This window comes from Pseudoduganella sp. GW821-FHT05F09, assembly GCF_059419605.1.
This window is the reverse complement of record NZ_JBWKSD010000007.1, coordinates 34,951-54,718: the sequence shown is the minus strand read 5'-3', so window position 1 is coordinate 54,718 and position 19,768 is coordinate 34,951. Positions and strand designations below refer to the sequence as shown.

Sequence of the window (19,768 nt, the reverse complement as noted above, 5' to 3'; positions counted from 1 at the left end):
AGTAGCCATAAATATTCAAGAAATCTTAACGGGCCGACAGCCGCTCGGCAACGATCTTGGGCGTGATAAACACCAGCAATTCCGTCTTGTCATTGGTGCGCGAGTCGGTGCGGAACAGATAGCCCAGCACCGGCACGTCGCCCAGCAGGGGCACTTTGCTGACCACGTTGCGCTCGACCTGCTGGTAGATGCCGCCCAGCACCACGGTGCCGCCGTTGTCTATCATGACCTGGGTCTTCACGTGCTTGGTGTCGATGGCGAAGCCGGCCCGGGTCTCCTGGCCCACGCTGTCCTTGTTCACATCCACGTCCAGCACCACGTTGCCGTCCGGCGTGATCTGCGGCGTCACTTCCAGGCGCAGATTGGCCTTGCGGAAGATGATGGAGGTGGCGCCGCTGCTGGTGGCCACCTGGTAAGGCAGCTCCAGGCCCTGTTCGATCACGGCCACCGCCTTGTCGGCCGTCACCACGCGCGGGCTGGACACGATCTTGCCGGTGCCGTCCGCCTCCAGCGCCGACAGCTCCAGGTTCAGGAAGCGGTTGGCGGCCGAGGAGAACAGGCTCACGGCCAGGCTGCCGGCGGCGGCGCCGTTGATGGACGCGGCCGGCAGGTTGATGAACTGCGAATTTGTGTAGCCGTCGCCCCGGTCCGGGGTCTGGCCGGTGACCTGGCCGATGCCTGTCATATTGCCGCCGATGCCGATGCGGGTGTTGCCGCCGCCGATCTGGTAGCCGGTGTCGCCGCCGCGCAGCGTGCGCAGGTCGGCAAAGCCCAGCTTGGCGCCCAGGTTGCGCGTGAAGGAGTCGCTGGCCTCGACGATGCGGGCCTCGATCAGCACCTGCTTGGAGGCGATGTCGGTCTTGGCGATCAGCTTGCGGATATCGTCCAGCTTGGAGGCGATGTCGGTGACGAAGAGCTGGTTGGTGCGCGGCTCGATAATGGCGCTGCCGCGCTTGGACAGCACGCGGTTCTTCACGTCGGACGAACCGTCCAGGCCGAACACGGTCTTGAACGATTCAGCCTTCTGGTAGTTCAGCTGGAAGATTTCCGACTTCAGCGGCTCCAGGTCGGCGATCTGGGCGCGCTGCTCCAGCTCCAGCTTCTCCTTGGTCAGCAGTTCTTCCTTGGGCGCGATCCACAGCACCGAGCCGTTCTTGCGCATGTCCAGGCCCTTGGCCTGCAGCACCACGTCCAGCGCCTGGTCCCACGGCACTTCCTTCAAGCGCAGGGTCAGGTTGCCGGTCACGCTGTCGCTGGTGATGATGTTCAGGCCGGAGATGTCGGCGATGGCCTGCAGCGCGGCGCGCACTTCCACGTTCTGGAAATTGAAGGACAGCTTCTCGCCGCGGTAGCCCTGGGTGCCCTGGGTCAGCTTGTTGGGGTCTTCCTTGATCGGCTTGACGTCCACCACCAGCTGGGTGTCGCTCTGGTACACGCTCTGTTCCCACAGGCCCTTGGCCTCGATGGTCATGCGCACATTGTCGCCCTGCGGCACGGTGGTGATCTGCGACACCGGGGTGCCGAAGTCCGTCACGTCCAGGCGGCGGCGCAGCGACTCCGGCACGCCGGTCTTGAGGAAATCGATCACCAGGCCGGCGGCGGTGGGACGCACGTCGACCGCCACCTGGCTGTTCGGCAGATCCACCACCACGCGGCCTTCGCCGTTGGCGCCGCGCCGGAAGTCCAGGTCGCGCAATTGCTGTTTGCCCGGCGGCGCCGCTTGCGCCGATGACAGCGCTGGCGCCGCCTTGGCCGGCATGCCGGTGGCGTCCACCGCCGTGGCCAGGCCGCCGGAGCCGTCTATGGTCAGGATGACGGCGTTGCCGTCGATCACGGTGGCGTAGTTCAGGCTGCGCTTCAGGTTGAACACCAGGCGCGAGCGTTCGCCGGCCTGCACCACGTTCACGCTGCGCAGCTCGCCCTGGTTCACTTCCTGGGTGGTCTTGCCGGTGCTGTTGACGGTGGCGCCGAAATCGAGCGCGATGCGCGGCGGGTTGGTGATGGCAAAGCCGATCGGCAGCTTGTCCGGCGCGTGCTTGAGCGCGATCTTGACGATCACGTTGGCGCCCTGCTGGTTGGTGCTGATGGACTCGATGGCGTTGCCCTGCTGGGCGCGGGCCGGAGCCAGCACCAGCGCCATGGCGGCGATGGCCAGCACGCCGTGCATGGCCTGTCGGAAAGCGGCGGTATTCAGGCGGTTCATTTTTGGTTCTCCTTGCTTTCCTGCAGTTCCAGCTTGGACACGCGTTCAACCCAGTCGCCGGTGGCGTCCTGGACGATTTCCTTGACGCTCACGGCGTCGTCGCTGATGCTGGTGATCAGACCGAAATTCTGGCCCACGTGCTGGCCGGGGCGTACCTGGTACACCGCCTTGTCCACTTGCAGCAAGGCGTACATCACCTTGGCTTTTTCCATGGTGCCCACCATCTTCACGATGTCGAGCGGGAAGGTTTCGAGGAACTCCTTGCGGCGGTCCATGTCCGGCTTGAGGCCGCCGCCGGGCTTGCGGTCCAGCCGCGCCAGCTCGGCCAGCAGCTTGTTGGCGCTGAAGGGGTCGACCTGGTCCTGCGCCACGTAGGCGAAGGGGATGAAGTTTTTCGGCGCGGCGATGGGCTTGACGGCCACATGGGCCGAATTGTCGACCTCTTTCATCCACTGCCGCACTTCCTGCACGTCGCTGTCGCCGCAGCCGGCCAGCGCCAGCAGGCCGGCCAGGACGAGCGCAACACGGGATAAACCGGATAGGCGCTTGCTCATTTTTTCGCCGCCTTTTTCTTGTCGGCGGCAGCCTTGCGCTGCGCCGCCACTTCTTCAGGGTCCAGGTAGCGGAAGGTCTTGGCCACCGCGTCCAGCGTCAGGCCGCCGTCCTTGCCGGCGGACAGCGCCATATTGTTCAGCGTAACGATGCGCGGCAGATTGGCCATGTCGCTGGCGAAAGCGCCCACGTCATGGTAGCTGCCGGTCACCTTGATATCGATGGGCAGCTCGGCGTAGTAGTCGCGCACCACCACCTGGCCCGGCTTGAACAGCTCGAACTGCAGGCCGCGTCCCAGGCCGGCCTGGTTGATGTCGGACAGCAGCGCCGCCATTTCGGCCTTGCTCGGCAGCTGCTTCTGCAGCCGCTCGACGTACTGGTCGACCTGCAGCTTCTGCGCCCGCAGCGCGTCCAGGTTGACCGCCTGCTGGGTCTTGGCGGTGTACTCGCCGCGCAGCTTGGCCTCCTCGGCCACCAGTATGTCCTGGGTCTCGAACTGGCCGCTCCAGTACGCGAAATAGCCCAGCGCGGACACCGCCGCCACCATGGCCACCACGCACATCAGGCGCGGCGCCAGCGGCCACTGGCCGGGATGGCGTCCGCTCAGTCCCCTGAACTGGTCCGCCAGCGCGGCGCTTGCTTCTTTCAGATCGATCGCCATGGTCCGCCCCTAGTTGCTGGCCGCAGCCATTGCGCCGCCCGGCTTGGCGCCGGGCTTGCCGTCGGCCGGCTGGTCCTTGTCGCGCGGCCGCTTGATGCTGACGATCATATTGAACTCCACTACTTTTTTGGCCGTCTTGCCCTGGCCCAGGCCGGTGGATTTGACTTCAATCAGGTCCGGTTTCTCCAGCCACGGCGACACCCCGGCCACATTGCGCAGCAGCTCGGAGACGCGCTCCTGCGACTGCGCATAGCCCAGCAGCGTGACCTTCTGCCCTTCCTGCTTGAACGATTTCAGGTACACGCCGGACGGGGTCTGCTTGACCAGCTCGTCGAGCAGGTAGACCGGCTGGTTGCGGTCGCCCTGCAAATCCTCGACCGCCTGCTGGCGCGCCTTCAGCGCCTCGATTTCCTGCTTCAGCGTGGCGATCTCGGCGATCTTCTTGTCCAGCACCACGATGGCGTCCTTGATGACCTTGTTGCGCTGCTCCTGGATGGAGATGGCGCGCGCGTTGTAGCCGCCCACCGCCAGCACCACGGCCGCGCCGATCAGCGCGCCCAGCACCAGCAGCGCGTAGAACGCCGATTTCTTCTGTTTGCGCTTGGCCTCGCGGTGCGGCAGCAGATTAATATGGATCATCAGCCGAACCTCCGCATGGCCAGGCCGCAGGCGACCAAATAGGCGGGCGCCTCGGCGCGCAGGGCCTGTTCGCGCACGCCCGGTCCCAGCTGCATGCCCTTGAACGGCGAAATGACGGCGCTGGAGATCTTGCTGCGGGCCGCCACGATGTCGAGCAGGCCGGGGATCAGCGCGCAGCCGCCGGCCAGGAACAGCTGGTCGACCCGGGTGTAGGGCGTGGACGTGTAAAAGAACTGGATGGCGCGCGTGACTTCCAGCGCGGCGCTTTCCAGGAAAGGCGTGAGGATGTCGGCCGTGTAGTTGTCCGGCAGCTCGCCCGACTTCTTGCGCGTTTCGGCCTCGTCGAAAGCCATGCCGTAGCTGCGCACGATTTCCTGGGTCAGCGAGTTGCCGCCGAAGGGCTGCTCGCGCTCGTAGATGGTGGCGCCGTCCAGCAGCACCGATATATGCGTGACCTGGGCGCCGATCTGGAACAGCGCCACGATCTGGCCCGCGCCGCCCTCGGGCAGCTGCATCAGGATGCGGTCCAGCGCGGCGCGCGCGGCGTAGGACTCCACGTCCATCACGGTGGCCTTCAGGCCGGAGGCCTCGGCGATGGCGACGCGGTCCTCCACCTTCTCGCGGCGCGAGGCGGCCAGCATCACTTCAATGTCGTCGGGCGAGTTGGGCGCGGGGCCGATGACGTCGAAGTCCAGGCTGACCTCGTCGAGCGCGAAAGGAATGTATTGGGACGCCTCGGATTCCACCTGCACTTCCAGCTGGTCTTCGGCCATGCCGGCGGGCAGCACGATTTTCTTGGTGATGACGGACGCGGGCGGCATGCCCAGCGCCGCCAGCTTGGCGCGCGTGCCGCTCTTTTTCCACACGCGGCGCAGCGTGTCGACCACCTGCTCCATGTTTTCTATATTGCCGTCCACCACCGCGCCGCGCGGCAGCGGCTCGGCCGCGTAGCGGTCCAGCCGCCAGCCTTCCTTGCCGGCCTGCGACAATTCCACCAGGCGCACACTGGAGGTGCTGATGTCCACGCCGATCAGCGGCGGGTTGCCGCCACCGAACAAGCTGCCGAGATCCAGGTTCATATTGCAACACCTGTGGTTGAATGCATAAGGGAACTCGTTTGAAAACCAGCGTTTAGGAGAAGGAAGTGAGACAGTACATTAAATCGTAGCAATAAGATGAATCCAGTGTAAAGGTATTTCTACTGTGCACAATTGCACGGTTGTGCGGCCTACGCCACACTTTTTCCTCTCTGGCGTGACCGCAAAAACAACTAAGTTGCTTAGTTGCTCAGAGTAAATGTTTCCTCCGTTCCCGCTGGTTCCGTAAGCTGCCGCAGCTATCTGCGCTCGCTTATAATGGGCCGGACAAAATGACAGCGAAAGACAACGCGCATGAGCACTGCCCAACCCGGTACCGCCGCCCCTTCCCGTTCCAAAAAACTCCTGCTGACCGTACTGGCCTCCGTGGTGGGCCTGGCCATGGTCGCGGTGCTGCTGCTGGTGTTCGGCCTGGCCATGGCCTACCCCAACCTGCCTGAACTGGACTCCCTGACCGACTACCGCCCCAAGATGCCACTGCGCATCTTCTCGGCCGACAATGTGCTGATCGGCGAGTTCGGCGAAGAGCGCCGCAACCTGGTGCACATCAAGGACATCCCCGACGTGATGAAAAAGGCCGTGCTGGCCATCGAGGACGACCGCTTCTACGACCACGGCGGCATCGACTACGCCGGCATCCTGCGCGCGGCGGTGCACAACGCCACCGGCGGCGCGCGCCAGGGCGCGTCCACCATCACGCAGCAGGTGGCGCGCAACTTCTTCCTGTCCAGCGAACAGACCTTCAAGCGCAAGATCTACGAGATCCTGCTGGCCTGGAAAATCGAGAAAAACCTCAGCAAGGACCAGATCCTCGAGGTGTATATGAACCAGATCTACCTGGGCCAGCGCGCCTACGGCTTTTCCTCGGCCGCACAGATCTATTTCGGCAAGAATCTGAAAGACATTAGCGTGGCCGAAGCCGCCATGCTGGCCGGCCTGCCGAAAGCGCCGTCGGCCTACAACCCGGTGGTCAACCCCAAGCGCGCGCGCACGCGCCAGCAATACATCCTGGTGCGCATGGCGCAGCTGGGCTATATCAGCGACGCGCAGTTCCAGGCCGCCAAGGCCGAGCCGCTGAAAGTGAAGACCGACAGCAGCGAATTCGGCGTGCACGCCGAGTACGTGGCCGAGATGGCGCGCCAGCTGGTGTACGAACAGTTCAAGGAGGACACCTACACGCGCGGCCTGAACGTGTTCACCACCATCACCAAGGCCGACCAGGACGCGGCCTACCTGGCGCTGCGCCGGGGCGTGATGGAGTACGAGAAGCGCCACGCCTACCGCGGCCCGGAAGCCTATATCAACATCCCCACCACCAAGGAAGAGGCGGACGACGCCATCGAATCCGAACTGGCCGGCCACCCGGACAGCGACGACATCGTGGCCGCCATGGTGCTGCAGGCCACGCCGCAGAAGGTGACGGCGGTGACCGCCACCGGCGAGGAAATCAGCATCACCGGCGCGGGCCTGGAGATGGGCAAGTCCTGGCTGTCGGACAAGGCCGCGCCCAACAAGCGCATCCGCCGCGGCGCCGTGATCCGCGTCATGCGCGAGGAAAAGGACTGGGAAATCACCCAGATGCCGGAAATCGAATCGGCCTTCGTGGCCGCCTCCACCGAAGACGGCGCCATCAAGGCCATGGTGGGCGGCTTCGACTACAACCGCAACAAGTTCAACCACGTGACGCAGGCCTGGCGCCAGCCCGGCTCCTCGTTCAAGCCCTTCATCTACTCGGCTTCGCTGGAGCGCGGCCTGTCGCCGGCCACCGTGATCAACGACGCGCCGATTTCCTTCGACGCCGGCCAGACCGGCGGCCAGGCCTGGGAGCCGAAGAACTACGACGGCAAGTATGAAGGCCCGATGACCATGCGGCGCGGCCTGACCAAGTCCAAGAACATGATCTCGATCCGCATCCTGCACCGCATCGGCGCCAAGTACGGCCAGGAATACACCACCCGCTTCGGCTTCGACGCCGAGAAAAATCCGCCCTACCTGACCCTGGCGCTGGGCGCGGGCGCGGTCACGCCGCTGCAGATGGCGGGCGCCTACGCGGTGTTCGCCAACGGCGGCTACAAGATCGCGCCCTACCTGATCTCCAAGGTGACCGACGCCAACGGCAAGGTGCTGTCGCAGGCCAATCCGGACCGCGCCGGCGTGGACGCCAACCGCGTCATCGACGAGCGCAACGCCTTCCTGATGGACAGCATGCTGAAAGACGTGGTGCGTTTCGGCACGGCCACCAAGGCCATGTCGCTCAAGCGCACCGACCTGGCGGGCAAGACCGGCACCACCAACGACTCCATCGACGCCTGGTTCGCGGGCTACCAGGCCAAGCTGGTGGGCGTGGCCTGGATAGGCTACGACCAGCCCAAGAACCTGGGCAACCGCGAAACCGGCGGCGGCCTGGCGCTGCCGATCTGGATAGGCTATATGGGCAAGGCGCTGAAGAACATCCCCATCGAGGAGCGCGCCGTACCGGAAGGCATGATGGTGGTGGACGGCGAGTACTACTACGCCGAGAACCCGCCCGGCACCGGCGTGACCAGCCTGGAAGGCGCCACGCGCGCCACCCCGGCCGAGGAAAAAGCCAAGGACGCCGTGAAGAACGAATTGTTCTGACAAAGTCACTACACCTCGGACTGGAGACCGCCACCGCATGAAGCAGCTGCCCCGCTTGTTGTCCTCCACCCTGCTGGCCCTGTCCGGGCTGCAGGCCGTTCAACATGCAGGGGCCGCCGAGGTGCTGGTGGCATCGGGCGCCTTCAGCGCCTGGCAATACCTGGACACGGGCAAACCCGCCGCGCCGGACTGGAACAGCGCCGCCGCGGACATGGCCGCCGCCGGCTGGAAAACCGGCGCCGCGCCGCTGGGCTACGGCCGCACGGACAGCGTCAACACCACGGTCTCCTTCGGCGCCGCGCCGGAAGCCAAACCCATCACCACCTACTTCCGCCGCGTGGTCAACGTGGCCGATCCGGCGCAAGTGGCGCTGCTGACGCTGGACCTGCGGCGCGACGACGGCGCCGTGGTGTACTGGAACGGCGTGGAAATCCAGCGCAGCAATATGCCGCCCGGCCCCGTAGCCGCGCGCACCACGGCGCTCAAGGCGATCGACGGCTACGGCGAAATCGAATACCGGCGCCACCTGGCGCCCGCCGCCGGCCTGCCCATCCGCAAAGGCGCGAATGTGCTGGCGGTGGAGATCCACCAGTCCGGCCCCGCCAGCAGCGACATCGTGTTCGACCTGGACCTGCGCGCCTACGCGCCGGGCGAAACGCCGCCCGCCGACCTCTACCCCGACACCTACGCGGCGCTGGCCGAGGGCCATGCCGACAAGGCGCTGAACCTGCTGCTGCAACTCGATGCGGCGCGCGCGGGCTATGCGCAGCTGGCCATGGCGGGCGCGTCCGCCTTCCTGGCCGGCGGCGGCTCCGCGCGCGACCCGCGCTACGGGCAGCTGCTGGACCGGACCCGCGCCGCCGCGCCGGACGATATGGGCGTGGTGCACGCATGGCTGCGCGCCCGCGTGGCGGCCCGCAGCGGCCTGCCCATCCGGCCGGCGCCGCGCCCGCTGCCGGCCGCTATCGATGAGCGGTGGCGCTTCATCGCGGACACGCCGGAACGCGCCGGCGGCCCCATGCTGCGGCGCGCCGGCCTGCTGGCCGACGTGGACGACCTGGAACTGATACTGGAAAACTGCTATTCCTACCTGGAACGGCGCGGCGCCGACTACCGTGGCGCGCTGGATGCGCTGCGCGCCAGCATCGCCACCGACCTGAACGCCGACACCTTCGCGCACCGCGTGGGCCGCGTGCTGTCCGTGTTCGGCGACCCGCACAGCCGCGTGCAGCGCATCAGCGAACCGCGCGCCCCCGTGCGCTTCGTCATGGACGGCGAACGCGTGGCCGCGCTCAGGTACGACCGCAGCACCCTGCTCGACCCGGCCCATCCCTACGTGACGGCCATCAACGGCTTGCCGGTGGCGCGCTGGCTGGCCGCCGCCGAGGCCGTCGTCGAGCAGGCGTCGCCGCAATACCGCCGCGTGCTGGCGCTGGAACAGCTGCGCAGGCTGGGCCTGGTGGCGCGCCAGCTGCAGCAGCCGGGCGGCGCTTTCGAGCTGACGCTGGCCTCGGCCGGCGGCGCGGAAGTCCGCCTGCCCGTCGCCCTGGAGCGCGGCAATCCGCCCGCGCCGCCGCTGTGGCCGGCGGGGGAATCCCAGCTGCGGGCCGACAATCTGGGCTATCTGCGCCTGGCGTCGATGGAGCGCGGCCCGGCCATGGCCGGGCAGATAGACGGCTGGATGGAAAAATTCAGCGGCACGCGCGGCCTGATCGTCGACGTGCGCGGCAATGGCGGCGGCTGGGTGGACGCCATCCAGACCCTGCTGCCCTGGCTGATGAAGCCGGGCGATCCCATGAAAATCATCAATGTGGCGGCCTACCGCATGCCGCTGGCCCTGCCCGAGCCCAACCGGGGCGGCTTCCTCGGCATGGACGGACGCGGCCTGTATCCGGCCAGCAGCCCGGTGTGGACGGCGGACGAGGCGAAACAGGTGCGGGCCTTCCTGGCCGGCTGGCGGCCGGAATGGCAGCTTCCGGCAGGCAAATTCAGCGACTGGCATGTGATGGCGGTGCGGCCCGGCGACGGCGCGCACGGCGTCTATGGCAAGCCAGTGGTGGTGCTGCTGGACGAGTCGTCCTTCAGCGCCACCGACACCTTCCTGGGCGCGCTCAAGGGCCATCCGAATGTGACGCTGATGGGCATGGCCAGCGGCGGCGGCAGCGGCCGCATGGCCGACTACACTTTGCCGCATTCCGGGCTGCAGCTGCAGCTGTGCCAGATGGCGTCTTTCACCAGCGCCGGCCAGCTGTATGACGGCAAGGGCGTGCAGCCCGACGTGGCGATGCCGGCCCGGTTAAGCGACCAGCTCAGCGGCGGTGGCGACAGCGTGCTGGAAGCGGCCGCCGCGCGCCTGCTGAAGGCAAAAAATTAAGCTGCGCTGATCACGACCGGCGCGCCGCCCTGGGCGGTGGTGATGTCGGACAGCGCGGCGAACAGCTCGGAGCCGTCGCGCGTGTTGATCCACTGGCCTTCGATGCGCTTGTAGTGGAAACCGCCGGAACGGGCCGCCACCCACAGCTCCTGCATCGGCGCCTGGCTGTTGACGATGACCTTGGAGCCGTTGTCGATGAACTCGATTTCCAGCACATTACCGCTGCGCTTGCATTCCACGTCCACCATATCCTGGTCGTTCAGGCGGTCCAGCGCGGCCTCGATGGTGTTCAGGGTGGCGTCGGCCAGGGTCAAAAATTCTGTTTCGGTCATGCTACACTCCAAGCTCTCTAGTCAAACTGTGATTTTAATCGTGAAGTCCACATTAGCGCTGCAATTCACTGCGCTGGCCTGCACCGCCGCCCTGCTGGGCGGCTGCGGCCAGACCGGCCCGCTGTACCTACCCAAACAGCCAGCAAAGCCCGCCTCTGCCAATACCCAGGGCAAGCCCGGCGTGGCGCCGCCGTCCGCCCCCGTGCCTTCGACTCCCCCCGCATCCCAACAATAGATTTCCAACAAAGCTATCCATGTCGCAATTTTCTTACCAGAACGGCGTGCTGCACGCCGAGGGCGTTTCGCTGAGCGCCATCGCCGAACAGTACGGCACGCCTGCTTACGTGTATTCCAAAGCGCAGCTGCTCGATAACTTTGCATCATACGCTGATGCCTGCCAGGGCCGCGACGCGCTGGTGTGCTACGCCATGAAAGCCAATTCCAACCTGGCCATCCTGGACCTGCTGGCGCGCCAGGGCGCGGGCTTCGACATCGTGTCCGGCGGCGAGCTGCTGCGCGTGATCGCGGCCGGCGGCGACCCGCAGAAGGTGATCTTCTCGGGCGTGGGCAAGAGCGTGGAAGAAATGCGCCTGGCGCTGGAACACGACATCCTGTGCTTCAACGTGGAATCGATCCCGGAACTGCACCGCCTGAACGACGTGGCCGGCAGCATGGGCAAGAAGGCGCGCGTGTCGCTGCGCGTGAACCCGAACGTGGACGCCAAGACGCATCCCTACATCGCCACCGGCCTGAAGGCCAACAAGTTCGGCGTGGCCTTTACCGACGCGCTGGCCACCTACCGCGCCGCGGCCCAGCTGCCGCACCTGGACGTGGCCGGCATCGACTGCCACATCGGCTCGCAGCTGCTGGACGACGCGCCGCTGCTGGAAGCGCTGGACAAGCTGATAGAACTGATCGACGCGCTGGGCGCCGAAGGCATCCACCTGCACCACCTGGACCTGGGCGGCGGCATCGGCATCGACTACGGCGACGAGGAAGACGGCGCGCCGGTGCCGGTAGGCGACTACCTGGGCCGCGTGTTCAAGCGCATCGACGCCTGGCGCGCCGCCAGCCACGGCGGCAAGGGCATCAAGGTGATCTTCGAGCCGGGCCGCTCCATCGTGGGCAACACCGGCGTGCTGCTGACCAAGGTGGAATTCATCAAGCACGGCGAAGAGAAGAACTTCTGCATCGTCGACGCGGCCATGAACGACATGGCGCGTCCGGCGCTGTACCAGGCCTGGATGGACATGCAGCCGGTGGTGCAGGGCGACGCGCCGGTGGGCACGTTCGACGTGGTGGGTCCGATCTGCGAATCGGGCGACTGGCTGGCGCGCGACCGCGCGCTGGCGATCGCCCCGGGCGACCTGCTGGTGATGAAAACGGCCGGCGCCTACGGCATGACGATGGCGTCCAACTACAACACGCGCGGCCGCGCCGCCGAGCTGATCGTCGACGGCGCCCAGGTCCACCTGGTGCGCCAGCGCGAAAACCCGGCCGAGCTGTTCGCGCTGGAATCGCTGATCAAGTAGTCAATAATCAAGTAAGGCAGCAGCAGCGGGTTACGGCGCCACGCGCCTCACCCGCTCTACGCGAACGGTCGGCTTCATTCCTTGGTAAAAATGTCATCGAGGCTCATTTCATCGAGCAGGCGGTCATACCACATGCGGACCTGTTCGAGATTTCCCTCGACGACATCGTCAAGCATGGCTTCGCCCGCGTCGCCGAACCGCTTGACCAAGCCCCTCATCAGAAATTCCTGCGCTTCTTCCAATCGTTCCGCGTATTTCCAATACTCCTCAACTTCCTCTACTGTAGGCAGCATCTCATTTCCCCCCTCCAGCTGATCTCTTGACTTCATGTTAGGCATTCGGCGCGGTTTCGGCAAACGCGACCGTAAATACAGATGGCAGTTGGCCGGACTCGGGCAGTTCGTGCCGCTTGACCAAATCCTGATACATCAAACCGACGTAGACGAACATCCGTAACGCCATCCACAAATCGGAGCGCGACTGGAACTCCAGCAAGATATAAAGGTAGAGCCACTCCCCGTCCAGACGCACCTTCCAGACCATGTCGCTGTGGCGTTGCGTACCTTTATCCCCAACATAGCTGCCGCTGACACGCTCCAGTGTAGACAAATCCAGTTGACTCAGCAAATCGCCAGGAACGTAGCCCAACAGTAGTTCGCGCACCATCTCCGGGTGGGAGAACAGCTGTTTGTATGCGGTGTCGTGATCGCTGGCCATCCGGAGATGGTAGCGGGGGAGGCGCCAGCCCGGCTTGGGCTGGCGCAAACTTGCTGCGTGTTAGCCAGCCGTTACCGGCCGGGCGGCGGCGGCCTTGCTGCGCGCCCAGTACACGCGCACGGCCAGCAGCGCCAGCACGATCAGGCCGAACAGGATGGGCTGCGAGAAGTCGTGCTTGGCCGCTTTCATCCACCAGTAATGCAGGATGCCCAGCGGGGCGATCAGGTACACCAGCCGGTGCAGCCACTGCCAGCGCTTGCCGCCCAGGCGGCGCACCATGCCGTTGGTGCTGGTGACGGCCAGCGGTATCAGCAGCACGAAGGCGATGAAGCCCACCGTGATGAAGGGCCGCTTTAGCACGTCCTTCAGCATTTCCTGCACGTCGAAGAAATGGTCGAACCACAGGAAGGTCGTGAAGTGCAGCAGGCCGTAGAAGAAGGCGTACAGCCCCACCATGCGGCGCAGCTTGAGCAGCCAGTTCCACTTGCTCAGCCGCCGCAGCGGCGTGACCGCCAGCGTGATGCACAGGAAGTACAAGGTCCAGTCGCCGGTGGCGCGCGTGATGTATTGCAGCGGCTCGACCAGCTGGCCGCTGGCCGTGAGCCAGACCAGCTTGAAGAACGGCAGCAGCGACAGCACGAAGGCCACCGCCTTCAGCGCCGTCACCTGCTTCGCTGTGGGATTGAAGGCCATGTCAGAAGAACTTCTTCAGGTCCATGCCAGCGTACAGCGGCGCCACGTCGTTGTAGCCGTTGAACATCAGCGTTTTGCGCTTGCGCACCAGGAAGCCGTCTTCGCCGATGCGGCGCTCGGACGCCTGCGACCAGCGCGGGTGGTCCACGTCCGGATTCACATTGGAGTAGAAGCCGTATTCGGACGGCGCGGCCTCGTTCCAGGCGGTGCGCGGCTGCTCCTTGACGAAGCGGATCTTGACGATGGACTTGGCCGACTTGAAGCCGTATTTCCACGGCGTGACGATGCGCACCGGCGCGCCGTTCTGGTTGGGCAGCACGTCGCCGTACATGCCCAGGGTGAGCAGCGCCAGCGGGTGCATGGCTTCGTCCATGCGCAGGCCTTCGCGGTAGGGCCAGGTCAGCACGCGGCTGCCCACGCCCGGCATCTGCGCCTTGTCGGCCAGCGAAATGAATTCCACGTATTTGGCGTTGCCGGTCGGCTCCACCTTCTTGATCAGCTCGGACAGCGAGTAGCCCACCCACGGGATCACCATGGACCAGCCCTCCACGCAGCGCAGGCGGTAGACGCGCTCTTCCAGCGGCGCCAGCTTGAGCAGCTGGTCCAGGTCCAGCGTCAGCGGCTTTTTGATCTCGCCCTCGATGCTCACCGTCCACGGGCGCGGCTTCAGCGTGTGGGCGTTGTGCGCCGGGTCGTCCTTGCCGGTGCCGAATTCGTAGAAGTTGTTGTAGGTGCTGGCGTCCTTGAACGCGGTCTGCTTGTCGAGCGCGGAATAGGACGGGTTCAGCTTGGCGCCCAGCTTGCCGGGCGTGCCCTGGGCAAACGCCTCCCGCGAGGCCATTTCCAGCAGTGCGCCGCCGGCGATGGAGCCCACCGCCAGCTGCTTGATGAAGCTGCGGCGCGACTCGAATACTTCGCGCGGCGTGATTTCTGACGAAAACGGCAACTCTATGCCGTTCGGGCTACGTTTGATCAACATGGCAACTCCGTGGTAAATGGGCTTCTGACAGCTCTGTCGGGCGGGACAGAGACAACCTTACACTAATCCCGATATTAATGAAGCGGCAGCCAGGGGGGAAGCGGCGATTTGTAGTGCTCTGTTTCGCCCTGCGCGGCGGATACACAGGAATACAAAAGCCCCCGGACGCGGATGCGGCCGGAGGCTTACAGGGGACTGCGGCGGCTTACAGCTTGCCGTAGGAATGCAGGCCGGACAGGAACATATTCACGCCCAGGAAGGCGAAGGTGGTCACCAGCAGGCCCACCAGCGCCCACCAGGCCGCCACTTTGCCGCGCAGGCCGGACATCAGGCGCATGTGCAGCCAGGCCGCGTAGTTGAGCCAGACGATCAGCGCCCAGGTCTCTTTCGGGTCCCACGACCAGTAGCCGCCCCAGGCCTCGGCCGCCCACAGCGCGCCCAGGATGGTGGCGATGGTGAAGAAGGCGAAGCCGGCCGAGATGGCCTTGTACATCAGGTCTTCCAGCGTTTCGGCGTCCGGCAGGCGCGCGGCCAGGCGGTCGCGCATCAAATTGGTGACGGCGAACAGCACCACCAGCACGGCGGTGAAGCGGCTGGCGTTGACCATGCCCTTGATGACGATTTCGCCCGCGCCGGACACAAAGGCGATCAGCCACGCCAACGCCAGCAGCACCAGCGGCGCAATGACCAGCGCCTGCCACAGGGTGCGGATTTTTTCATGCTTGAGCAGGTAGGCCCAGCCCACCATGGAGGCCAGCGCAAAGGTGCCGTAGCCGATGAAGTTGGCGGGCACGTGTATTTTCATCCACCAGCTTTGCAGCGCCGGCACCAGGGGCTGGATGTCGGCCGCGTCGCGCGAGACGGTGTACCACAGCAGGAAGCCGACCGCCGCCGAGATCACCAGCAGCACGAAGGCGCCCAGCTGGCGCGTCTGGTAGTGGGCTTCGTAGTACAGGTAGAACATGGCCGTGATCAGCGAGAACAGGATGAACACTTCGTACAGGTTGGAAATGGGAATGTGGCCCACGTCCGCGCCGATCAGGTAGGACTCGTACCAGCGCACCAGCATGCCGGTCAGGCCGATCACCAGCGCGGCCCAGCACAGCTTGGAGCCGACCACGAAGCCCATCGAGGAACGTCCCGCCAGGCCTATCCAGTAGAACAGCGTGGACAGGAAGAAGAAGGTGCTCATCCACAAAATGGCGGACTGGCTGGACAGCATGTATTTCAGCCAGAATTTGGTGTTGGCGGCGTCCAGGCTGTGGTCGTACATGGCCACGGCCAGCAGCGCCAGCGCGAAGGCCAGCGGCATGAACCAGCGCACCGGCTTCCAGTGCCAGCCCAGCGCGGCGAAAGCGGGCGCGGCGGCCAGCAATATCACTTTTTCGTAGATGTCCATATAGGCGCCGTAGCGGTTCAGCGCGAACAGCGCGCCGCCGGCCAGCACCAGCGCGAACAGCCAGTCGAAGATGCTCAGGCGCTTGAAATAGCCCGGCGTCTGGCTATAGCTTGGGGTTTGTGTCATTTCCATGTTGGTCTCCTGTACTACTAATGCAGCTTACGCCGATTGCGGCAGCTTTTCCTTAAGCTCCGCAAACTCCTTGTCGAAATCGAGGGTCTTGCGCTGCGTGCTCATGGCCATCAGCGCATGGGCGCCCGCGCCCTCCCCGCCATCCTTGATCCATACCCACAGGCGGCGCTCGCGGATGTAGAACATGGAGAACACGCCCAGCACCAGGAACAGGCAGCCCAAGTAGACCACGTTCTTGCCCGGCGACTTGGTCACCTGGAACACCGACGCTTTGACTTCGTTGAATTCGTCCAGCTGCAGATAGACCGGGGCGCCGTAGAAGGAGGCGTCGGACAGCGCGTTGGTGGCCAGCTGCAGGAAGCGGCCGTGCAGTTCGTTGCCTTCCACCGGCGCCAAGCCGTCCTTCTCGCGCGCGGCCTGCCACAGCTCCCACATGCTGCCGTTGAGGATCTTCATGAAGATGTCGGCCGCCTTTTCCTGCTCGGCCGGCGGCACTTTTTCCAGGAAGCGCGAGATGGCCACGAAGCCGGCGGCGGTGCTGCCGTCCTTGCCGTCCCCGGCTTCGGCGCCGGCAAACATGTTCAGGCTGCGCGCGGACGATTGCTCCAGCTGGCTGCGCAGCGCGGCGCTGCCGGCGTTGGCTGCATTGCCGCCGGCCGGCATGGCGCGGCGCGCGTAGCGCTCGGCGGCGACGGCGCGCAGGGCCGGGTCTTGCAGCGCGGCGCGCAGGCGCATCCATTCCTTGACGGTGTGCTCGTCGTCGGCCGGGATGCGCAGATAGCTGAACGGGTCGCCCGGATTGGCGCGCACGCCGGCCAGGAACACCGTGGCGCCGTCCACCGTCACCGGCTGCATATAGTTCTGGAACTCGCGCGCCTGGCCGGTCTGGTCGCGCAGCTTGTACTGCACGCTGGGGCCGACGTTCTTCAAGTCCTTGTTGTTGGCGTTCTTGGCCGCTGAACCGAGCTGCTTGTCCAGTCCGCGCGCAAAGCTCTCCTCCAGTTTTTCGCCCTTGGCCACGCCGCGCGCGTCCTGGGACGCCATGTTTTCAACGTTGAAGGGACGGAAGCCGGTCCACTCTATGCTGTATTCCTTGCCCAGCGGCGTAGCGGAATTGACCTCGCCCTCGACGTCGAAACTGTCCTTGCCGGCGCCGGCCATGGGATAGCCCTTGAGCTTGAGCTTGCTGCCGCCGTCCTCGAAGCTGGACTGGTAGACCGCCAGGCCCTTGTAGATCAGCGGCTTGTTCACCTCGATGACGGACTTGAAGACCTTGCCGGTTTCATGGTCGCGCACTTCCACTTCGCTGGCGAACAGCTTGGGCATGCCGGTGCTGTAGAAGTCGATATTGAACTTGTTGAGCTTGATGGTGAAGGGCAGGTCCTGGATCAGCACGCCGTCCGCGCGCGGGATGATGGCGGTGTTGCTGGTCTGGCCTTCGGGGATGGCGGTGTTGGCGCGGTAGGTGGGATTGCCCAGGCCGAGGCGGTGCTGGGCCGGAATGTCGGCGATCACGCCGCTGCCCGCGAACGGGGTCTTGCCCATGAACCATTCCTGGAAGCGGATCGGCATGTCCGAATCGAGCAGCCCGCCGATGCAGATCACCACGATGGCGGTGTGCGCGAAGATGTAGCCGAACTTGGCGCCGGCGCCGCGCTTGGCGGTCACCAGGGTGGCGTGTTCCTTCTCGACGATCTTGGCCTTGTAGCCGGCGTGGCCCAGGCGCTGCGCCATCTGCTGCGCCAGCGCGGCGCGCGGCAGCGGCGAGTTCCAGTCGTTCTTGTGGTGGAAATTGAGCAGCGACTGCTCGCGCACGTTCTCGCGCCAGCTGCGCATGTCTTTCAACATCTTCGGCGTGTTGCGCACGATGCACAGCGTGGTGGAGACCACCAGGAAACCCATAATGCCCAGGAACCACCAGGCCGAATACACGGCGTACAGGCCCGCCTTGCTGAACACCTCGAACCAGAACGGCCCGAACTGGTTCACATAGTTCGACATCGGCTCGTTCTGCTTCATGATGGTGCCGATCACCGAGGCGATGGCGATCATGGTGAGCAGGCTGATGGCAAAACGCATCGACGACAGCAGCTCGACGCTGGCGTCGAACGCGGGCCGGCTGGTTTTCAATTTGATACCGGCGGTACTGGTGGTGCTCATACGGACACTATCTCTCAATGGACTGGCAGCAGAATACCAACAAAAAGGGCAGCCCGCTCACGCGGCCGCCCTCTTTTTGATATGCATTAGCTGATACGCGCCATATCGGCGCGGAAATACACAGATTACTTCAGGCCGGCCACATAATCGGCCACGGCTTTCATCTCGTCGTCCGACAGGCGCTTGGCGATGGTGCTCATCTCGGCGCTGTTCTTGCGGGCGTCGGTGCGGAAGGTGGTCAGCTGGGCTACCGTGTAGTCCTGGTGCTGGCCGCCCAGGCGCGGGTACAGGGCCGGAATGCCGGCGCCGGCGGGACCGTGGCAGCTGGCGCAGGCGGGCACGTTCTTCTCGGCGATGCCGCCGCGATAGATCTTCTTGCCCAGCTCGATGGTGTCCTTGTTCTTGGCAGCGCCGGCTTTAGGGGCCTGGGTGCTCAGATAGGCCGACAGGTTCTTCTTTTCGTCCTCGGTCAGCATCTTGGCGTAGGTGCTCATCACCGGGTTGCTGCGCGACGGCGAGGCGAAATTCACCAGTTGCTTGTACAGGTAGGCTTCCGGCTGGCCGGCCAGCTTGGGGTTGGCGGCAATGGTGGAATTACCCGACGCGCCGTGGCAGGACACGCAAGCCGGCAGGCCGCGGGCGTTGTCGCCGTCGGCATACAGGGTGGCGCCTTTGGCGGGATCGGCTTTGGCAGGAGCAGCAGCATGTTCGGCAGCCGACGCCACACCCGACACGGCCAACACTGCGAGGAGCAAGGACTTTACCAACGGTGAAAACGCACGATTCATTCAAACACCCTGAGACTAGTGAAAAAAATGGTGGGACTGCGATGCATTATTCTTACTTGCTTTTATGCATAGCAACAATTCGTAACCCCTTATTGTACAATAGCTTTTCGCGCTTTTAGCTTTCTTTGTTGCATTTCTGCCCACCCCTTCCCCATGTCCAAACTCTGGCAAGCCCGCTTCTTTACCACCGTGAACCATTTGCGCGAACTGCCAAATACCACGGTGCCCGAAATCGCCTTCGCCGGCCGCTCCAACGCCGGCAAGTCGACCTCCATCAATATCCTGTGCAATCAGAAGGGGCTGGCGTTCGCCTCCAAGACACCGGGCCGCACCCAGCACATCAACTTCTTCTCGATCGGCGGCGCCCACGTGGCGATGCACCGCAAGGACCCGACCAAGGTCGACGAGATCGAATGCATGCTGGTGGACTTGCCCGGCTACGGCTACGCCGAAGTGTCCGGGAACACCAAGCTGTACTGGCAGCGCCTGCTGGGCGACTACGTGCAGCAGCGCGAACAGCTGGCAGCGCTGGTGCTGATCATGGACTCGCGCCGCCCGTTCACCGACCTGGACATCCAGATGCTGGAATGGTTCGCCCCGACCGGCAAGCCGATCCACTGCATCCTGACCAAGGTGGACAAGCTCACCCGCAGCGAGGCGACCACCGTGCTGCGCCAGGCGCAAGCCAAGCTGGACAGCTACGTGGACGAGGACGGCGAAGGCTTCCCCTTCACCGTGCAGCTGTTCTCGGCGCTCAAGCGCGTGGGCCTGGAAGAAGCCACCGCCAAGATCGTCGAACTGGCCGGCCTGGCCGAGGACGACGCCGCCGCGCAAGCTGAACTCATCGATACGCCGGACGACGCAGCGGACGGCGCATCGGAAGACTAATTA

18 protein-coding genes are annotated in these 19,768 nt (G+C 64.8%); 5 read left to right on the top strand and 13 right to left on the bottom strand.

Going from position 1 to position 19,768, the window contains the following annotated elements:
* Positions 1-25: 25 nt before the first annotated feature.
* From AC07S4_RS21985 to AC07S4_RS21965, 5 genes are read right to left on the bottom strand one after another with little or no spacing between them, the layout of a single operon-like run.
* Entirely contained in the window at positions 26-2,167 is a 2,142-nt protein-coding gene (locus tag AC07S4_RS21985) for a type IV pilus secretin PilQ (protein WP_494988897.1), read from the bottom strand.
* 32 nt (positions 2,168-2,199) lie between these two features.
* The gene (locus AC07S4_RS21980; protein WP_494988651.1) at positions 2,200-2,757 is read right to left on the bottom strand and encodes a pilus assembly protein PilP; all 558 of its coding nucleotides are present in this window, start codon (positions 2,755-2,757) and stop codon (positions 2,200-2,202) included.
* On the bottom strand, positions 2,754-3,416 hold the full coding sequence (locus AC07S4_RS21975; protein ID WP_494988650.1) for a type IV pilus inner membrane component PilO: 663 nt from the start codon (positions 3,414-3,416) through the stop codon (positions 2,754-2,756). Before AC07S4_RS21975 ends, AC07S4_RS21980 begins: the two co-directional genes overlap by 4 nt.
* Before the next feature lie 9 nt (positions 3,417-3,425).
* On the bottom strand, positions 3,426-4,055 hold the full coding sequence (locus tag AC07S4_RS21970; RefSeq protein ID WP_494988649.1) for a PilN domain-containing protein: 630 nt from the start codon (positions 4,053-4,055) through the stop codon (positions 3,426-3,428).
* Positions 4,055-5,134, bottom strand: coding sequence for a pilus assembly protein PilM (locus AC07S4_RS21965; RefSeq protein ID WP_494988648.1), 1,080 nt, complete (start codon positions 5,132-5,134; stop codon positions 4,055-4,057). The genes AC07S4_RS21970 and AC07S4_RS21965 overlap by 1 nt, the downstream gene beginning before the upstream one ends.
* 312 nt (positions 5,135-5,446) lie before the next feature.
* Between AC07S4_RS21965 and AC07S4_RS21960 the strand changes: the two genes are divergently transcribed.
* Together AC07S4_RS21960 and AC07S4_RS21955 are read left to right on the top strand one after the other, a co-directional pair.
* Positions 5,447-7,771, top strand: a complete 2,325-nt coding sequence (locus AC07S4_RS21960) for a penicillin-binding protein 1A (RefSeq protein WP_494988647.1) — start codon at positions 5,447-5,449, stop codon at positions 7,769-7,771.
* 37 nt (positions 7,772-7,808) lie between these two features.
* Positions 7,809-10,145, top strand: coding sequence for a S41 family peptidase (locus AC07S4_RS21955; protein WP_494988646.1), 2,337 nt, complete (start codon positions 7,809-7,811; stop codon positions 10,143-10,145).
* On the opposite strand, the gene cyaY is transcribed toward AC07S4_RS21955, so the two are convergent.
* Positions 10,142-10,477 carry an iron donor protein CyaY gene (cyaY, locus tag AC07S4_RS21950; RefSeq protein WP_494988645.1) on the bottom strand — a complete coding sequence of 112 codons (336 nt, stop codon included), beginning with the start codon at positions 10,475-10,477 and terminating at the stop codon, positions 10,142-10,144. The two genes, AC07S4_RS21955 and cyaY, sit on opposite strands and share 4 nt — an antisense overlap.
* A 40-nt stretch (positions 10,478-10,517) precedes the next feature.
* Here cyaY and lptM point away from each other — a divergent pair, with 40 nt between their 5' ends.
* Together lptM and lysA are read left to right on the top strand one after the other, a co-directional pair.
* Positions 10,518-10,712 carry an LPS translocon maturation chaperone LptM gene (gene lptM / locus AC07S4_RS21945; protein ID WP_228894532.1) on the top strand — a complete coding sequence of 65 codons (195 nt, stop codon included), beginning with the start codon at positions 10,518-10,520 and terminating at the stop codon, positions 10,710-10,712.
* Between the two features lie 19 nt (positions 10,713-10,731).
* Positions 10,732-12,009: a diaminopimelate decarboxylase gene (gene lysA / locus AC07S4_RS21940; RefSeq protein ID WP_494988644.1), complete on the top strand. Its 1,278-nt coding sequence runs from the start codon at positions 10,732-10,734 to the stop codon at positions 12,007-12,009.
* Between the two features lie 74 nt (positions 12,010-12,083).
* Here the strand turns inward: lysA and AC07S4_RS21935 are convergent, their stop codons facing one another.
* The 7 genes from AC07S4_RS21935 to AC07S4_RS21905 form a co-directional block, all read right to left on the bottom strand.
* Complete coding sequence (locus tag AC07S4_RS21935; RefSeq protein ID WP_494988643.1) at positions 12,084-12,302, bottom strand: hypothetical protein; 219 nt, start codon at positions 12,300-12,302, stop codon at positions 12,084-12,086.
* A gap of 37 nt (positions 12,303-12,339) precedes the next feature.
* Entirely contained in the window at positions 12,340-12,726 is a 387-nt protein-coding gene (locus AC07S4_RS21930) for an Rpn family recombination-promoting nuclease/putative transposase (protein ID WP_494988642.1), read from the bottom strand.
* 60 nt (positions 12,727-12,786) lie between these two features.
* Positions 12,787-13,419, bottom strand: a complete 633-nt coding sequence (gene msrQ / locus AC07S4_RS21925) for a protein-methionine-sulfoxide reductase heme-binding subunit MsrQ (protein WP_494988641.1) — start codon at positions 13,417-13,419, stop codon at positions 12,787-12,789.
* 1 nt (position 13,420) lies between these two features.
* Positions 13,421-14,398, bottom strand: a complete 978-nt coding sequence (gene msrP, locus AC07S4_RS21920) for a protein-methionine-sulfoxide reductase catalytic subunit MsrP (protein ID WP_161071412.1) — start codon at positions 14,396-14,398, stop codon at positions 13,421-13,423.
* Positions 14,399-14,603: 205 nt separating this feature from the next.
* A complete protein-coding gene (gene ccsB, locus AC07S4_RS21915) occupies positions 14,604-15,929 on the bottom strand; it encodes a c-type cytochrome biogenesis protein CcsB (RefSeq protein WP_494988640.1) in 1,326 nt (441 codons plus the stop codon).
* Between the two features lie 27 nt (positions 15,930-15,956).
* Positions 15,957-18,089, bottom strand: coding sequence for a cytochrome c biogenesis protein ResB (locus tag AC07S4_RS21910; RefSeq protein WP_494988639.1), 2,133 nt, complete (start codon positions 18,087-18,089; stop codon positions 15,957-15,959).
* A 125-nt stretch (positions 18,090-18,214) separates the two neighbouring features.
* Entirely contained in the window at positions 18,215-18,877 is a 663-nt protein-coding gene (locus tag AC07S4_RS21905; protein ID WP_161071415.1) for a c-type cytochrome, read from the bottom strand.
* Positions 18,878-19,030: 153 nt separating this feature from the next.
* Between AC07S4_RS21905 and yihA the strand changes: the two genes are divergently transcribed.
* A complete protein-coding gene (gene yihA, locus AC07S4_RS21900; RefSeq protein WP_494988638.1) occupies positions 19,031-19,765 on the top strand; it encodes a ribosome biogenesis GTP-binding protein YihA/YsxC in 735 nt (244 codons plus the stop codon).
* The last annotated feature ends 3 nt before the right edge of the window (positions 19,766-19,768 follow it).